This window comes from Leptothoe sp. PORK10 BA2, assembly GCF_034932105.1.
Lineage (GTDB): Bacteria > Cyanobacteriota > Cyanobacteriia > Phormidesmidales > Phormidesmidaceae > Leptothoe.
Window position 1 is genome coordinate 1 of sequence record NZ_JAYGIG010000195.1, and the last position, 4,590, is coordinate 4,590.

The following is a 4,590-nucleotide window of genomic DNA, read 5'->3' on the forward strand; positions in this document are numbered from 1 at the left end:
ACGCGAACGGTTCTTGTCACCTAACGACATGCTCAGACACCTTTGTCACTTTAGAATATTGGGGCTGTCTGTCTCGTAAGAATTTCTAACACTCGTTTTACTGGGCCTGCTCAAAATTGGGCAGCTGCGCCAGGCAGTTTAGCTCTCAATGTTCAGCCGTTATCAGCGCCTCGGCCTTGGCGCGGTCGATGGCGGCGGTTTGCTCTAGGTAAGTTGGGGTTGCGATCGCAGGCGGTGGCTGCGGTGGTAGCGGTGGCGTGATCGTGGATTGCTCCAGGCGTTGGAGCGTTAGGTCTAATTGCTTGGCTTGGGCTTCTAGGCGGTTGCGATCGCGGGTGCGGTCGGCGATGAGTTGGCCCACGGCGATGCGGTCTCCGTCGGTGACTTTGAGGTCGTCGGGGTCGGCGACGGAGACGTTGATGGTGAGGCGGCGGGGGGCTTCGTTAGGTTGAAGCGGTTGCTCTGGGGAAGATGTAACGGGTTGAGCAACCGCTATACACGCGGAAGATATCAGGCTGACTACTAGCACGGAGACTATACGAACCAACACCACTATGCGTAAACGACGCCAAGCAATAGATTGCCCAAGCAAATATACAACGGAGAGATTAACCCCTCCAAAATCAAGAAAAACTGTTAAATTAGATGACTTTTCCGGACTAAAAGTAATCTGTCTTGAATGACTCTCTGAAAGCTATCTTTTTTAGGGAGCATGACACATGGCAAGGCTAGGAATCCTGACACTACATGGCATGGGCAATGTCGGACCTGATTTTGATAAAGCGCTCCAGGAAGAGTTGAGACAGCGATGGAGTCCGTCAACTCGCAACAATATTACATTTCAGAGTCTCCATTATCATCCTGCAATGCAAGGACAACAGGAAGAAACCCTAGAAAGGATGAATGATGTCCACCGATTGGGGTGGGATAAACTACGAGCATTTTTCATCTATGCCTTTAGCGATGCTACGACCTATCATCTATTCCCCGAAAAGTCAGACAGTGTTTACCAAGAGGTACATCGCATCATTAAGCATGGTGTTGAGAACCTGCAACAACAATTGGAAAGCCCTGACAATCCCATCGTAATTATTGCTCAATCGTTAGGTGCTCAGGTCATTTCTAACTATATCTGGGATATCAAACCAAGAAAGGGCATTTGGCAGACAGAAGCCCCCTCTGATATCCATCAGTTAAAAAACCTGAAACTGATGATTACCACAGGATGTAATATCCCTTTATTTGTCGCTGGACTAAAGAAAATCACCCCTATTGATAAGCCTCATGATGATTTTCGTTGGCTCAACTTTTTCGATGAAGATGATGTTTTAGGATGGCCACTAAAACCCTTGAGTGAGGGCTATAGAAAGCTTGTAGAAGATCGCCCTATTCAGGCAGGGCCAACGCCATTTAGCCATGCTCGATATTGGAGTGATCGAGACTTTATAAATCCAGCTGCCATTCAAATCGAAGATCTTTACAAACAACATTTCAACGAGTAAGGCTTCCATACAGTTTGCCAACGCTAGCTAGATTCTGGGGTTATCGTTGGCTAAACTGCAATACCGTTATGACGCCCGTTGCCCACTGATCACTAAGCAGTGCGATCGCAACCTCCAACTCACAATATTGCAACTCCACCGACTCACCCACCACCGTCACCGCTGGCAGCTGCCGAGGTAGGACCGTAGGCCTCACCTCCTCGGGAAAGTCCACAGTGATGGAACCCGATAGATAGATCCGCGCCGACGGATTCGCCATCCGCAACGCCTGCAGCCGCGATACCGCATCCTCATCACTCAACGTAAGCGTCTGGGTTGTCCGCGTCATCGCCTCGCCGGTCGCCGTCGTCAGCTTGTCGATCAGCAGCTGCTTACCCGTCTGGTAAACGCCCTGGCCATCGGTGACGATGAACTCATTGCCCACGGCATCGAGGATCAGATAGCGGCCACTGGCATCGGTGCGGTCATCGGCCCAGACGCCTGTCACTTCCGCGTAGACTTCCCGAGCCGCTGCATTTTCGTTATAGGTTGCAATCGCTCCATCTCGCAGCCCTAGGCCCTGGTTAACCTGACCAGTCACACCACCCACACCGGCCAGCCAGATACCCAGCAGCAACACCGCCACAGCAGCCGATAAAACCCAATACTCGCCCGGGCCTCCCGTGCGTAATCGCCGCTTCGGGTTGCTTACGCTGATGGCCCAGGCGGGGTCAGGCCAAAAGAGCTGAACGCCCTGGCGCGTAAAGCAGTCACTAAAGCAACTCAGCACATGGCCCAGGGGTAGGGCTAGAAATGGTTTAACTGTCCCAACAGCAAAGCCAATGCCCAGGGCAATCACGGTCAGCGTTGCTGTGGCTATTAAAGAATGGGTGACGCTGCGGTGTGGGTAACGGTCCTCTATCCAGCTGGATACCGGGTAAAAGACCTGGCCGATGATGCTCGTCGTGGTGTCGATGTCCGGCAGCTGGCTGCCCAGGATGGCCAGGGCTAACGGGAGTGGTTGGGCGGTGCCCAGTAGTAAGGATGCGCCTGCGGTTGCGATCGCAGCATGGGTAATCGCCATCATTGGCCCAGACCTGTCAGTATCGAACAGCTCTAAGTTGCCCAGGGCGGGCGGTTAGGTTGGGATTTGGGAGTTGCGATCGCAGACCTTTGAAAATATGCCAATGTAGATTCGGTCTATTGCAGCATTAACAAATACACCTCAAACGATTTAGTTATGGGAACAGGAAAAACTATCTTGTACTCAACTGCTCTCCATGAAGGAGTGCTGGTCAGAGTAGAAAAAGCTCTGAAGGGCGAGACCTATCAATGTCCCATATGCAAAGGCGAAATGATTCTCCGACAAGGAACTCATAGAAAACCACACTTTGCCCACAAAGCTCTCACTGAAAACTGCACTCCAGAATCGGCATTACATTACGGATTCAAAAGACTTCTAGCTGAAAAAATTGAAGAGCATATTTCCTCTCAACAACCTCTACTCATTTCATGGTCATGTAACTACTGTCTTGAAGAGCATGTTGGCAACCTGGTTAAGAAAACAAAACGGGTTGAAATGGAATACAACCTTGGCTCCTGCAAACCAGACATCGCCCTTTTAGACAGCCACAATAGAGTTATCGCTGTGATTGAAGTTGTTGTTACTCATTATCCTGAAGAACAGGCTCTAAGTTATTACATGCAAAATAAGATTGGAACCGTTATCTTCCAACTTCAATCCGAAAATGATTTAAACCGCATCAATGAGCTGATGTACCCAAATAGGGTAGATTCGTGCCTTAACCCACACTGTCCACACTGCCAAGGGAGAACAAACAAGAAAACCCTAACTATTGTTGAAAGTCACTGTAGAAGATGCCAGCACTCAATGCTCGTCACAGGCTTACTCAGCAAAGGATGTCTATGCGGTTCTTTCTATCCATCAGACCTCGAGCTAGCACAGAAAAAAGGGGTTGAAATCGGCTATTGGCAAAGCAATCGATCATCGTGGTATTACCCAACCAGTAGCTGCCCACACTGCAAAGGCGTCATTGGTCTTCCCTGGCTATGGGACCAACACATAAACCCGAAACTGGATTTACCCGCCCAACACTACGAAGCAGGATTTGTTTGCGAGGACTGTGATCGTGACTTAAATGGCCAAAGACAAGTCAGACATAAATGAACTACTGCCCCAACCGCTTCCGCGCCCCTCTCACCTGCCCCACCTGCTTCATCGTCATCCCCGCAACCAGAGCCGTACCCCCAAAAATGTACAGGCTCTGATTGCCAGTGCCTAACCCCACAAACCGCACAATCCCAAACGCCATCAACGCCGCGATCACAATCGGCATTACCACCACATACTGCGTATGCTCCGGCTTCGCCTGTTTATTTAGCCCTGCCCGTTCGCTAGCCACCACCTTCCGCGCCAGCATCGGGTTACGGCCCGCCAGCGGCTGTAGCTCCGCCAGGCGATTTTTCGTCAATGTCAGCCCCTGCCGCTGAGCCTCTGCCGCCATCACTAACCGAATATAAGCATCACTGGGCAGCTCTAGCTCTACCTCCAGCATGTCCAGAAAGATATCCCGCCCAGGGTTCACTGAGCTAAAGCAACACAGCTGTACTCGCCCCGTCGCCATCAGGTCTTCGAGCCAGTAGCGCAGGCCCTTCGTCAGCCGGTTCGCCTCGGGCAATAGCAGCAGCGTCCCATCTCGGACATTGCCCAGGATCTCATCCTTGAGCTGGTCCACCGTTATACTCTTTTCGCCCGTCACCTCACCATTGCGGTCATAGCGGGGGGCCGTCGTCGGAATCTCCAGCTGCTCCGCTAGCTGCACAAAAAACTGCTTGGCACTGCCCTTGTAGATCGCCGTCGCCACCGCACAGTCATCCTGAAACCGCTCCGCCACCAGCTGCGGAAAACGACCCAACATCCCCGTCTCAGCCACCACCAGCACATGGCTACCCGCCGCGATGGCCGCACAGACCGACTCAAACCCATTCGGGTCTATGCAGTTTGTAGACTCGGGTCGGGTTGGCTCTGCTCGTCTGGGGCCTGGCGCTGGCTTCTGAACTGATTGAGCAGTTCGGTTGCCATCGCCTG

The 4,590-nt window shown here is 51.9% G+C and carries 5 protein-coding genes; 2 read left to right on the forward strand and 3 right to left on the reverse strand.

The annotated features are described in order from the left end of the window. Window positions 1–145: 145 nt before the first annotated feature. Window positions 146–529, reverse strand: coding sequence for a hypothetical protein (locus VB741_RS26025; protein ID WP_323368141.1), 384 nt, complete (start codon window positions 527–529; stop codon window positions 146–148). A gap of 337 nt (window positions 530–866) precedes the next feature. On the opposite strand from VB741_RS26025, the gene VB741_RS26030 reads away from it, so the two are divergent. Further along, the gene (locus VB741_RS26030) at window positions 867–1,502 is read left to right on the forward strand and encodes a hypothetical protein (protein ID WP_323368142.1); all 636 of its coding nucleotides are present in this window, start codon (window positions 867–869) and stop codon (window positions 1,500–1,502) included. Between the two features lie 40 nt (window positions 1,503–1,542). On the opposite strand, the gene VB741_RS26035 is transcribed toward VB741_RS26030, so the two are convergent. Beyond that, window positions 1,543–2,568: a metal-dependent hydrolase gene (locus tag VB741_RS26035; protein ID WP_323368143.1), complete on the reverse strand. Its 1,026-nt coding sequence runs from the start codon at window positions 2,566–2,568 to the stop codon at window positions 1,543–1,545. Window positions 2,569–2,721: 153 nt separating this feature from the next. Here VB741_RS26035 and VB741_RS26040 point away from each other — a divergent pair, with 153 nt between their 5' ends. Then, window positions 2,722–3,669, forward strand: a complete 948-nt coding sequence (locus VB741_RS26040; RefSeq protein WP_323368144.1) for a competence protein CoiA family protein — start codon at window positions 2,722–2,724, stop codon at window positions 3,667–3,669. Between the two features lies 1 nt (window position 3,670). Here VB741_RS26040 and VB741_RS26045 read toward each other — a convergent pair whose 3' ends face one another. Next, window positions 3,671–4,420, reverse strand: coding sequence for a hypothetical protein (locus VB741_RS26045; protein ID WP_323368145.1), 750 nt, complete (start codon window positions 4,418–4,420; stop codon window positions 3,671–3,673). Window positions 4,421–4,590: the final 170 nt, after the last annotated feature.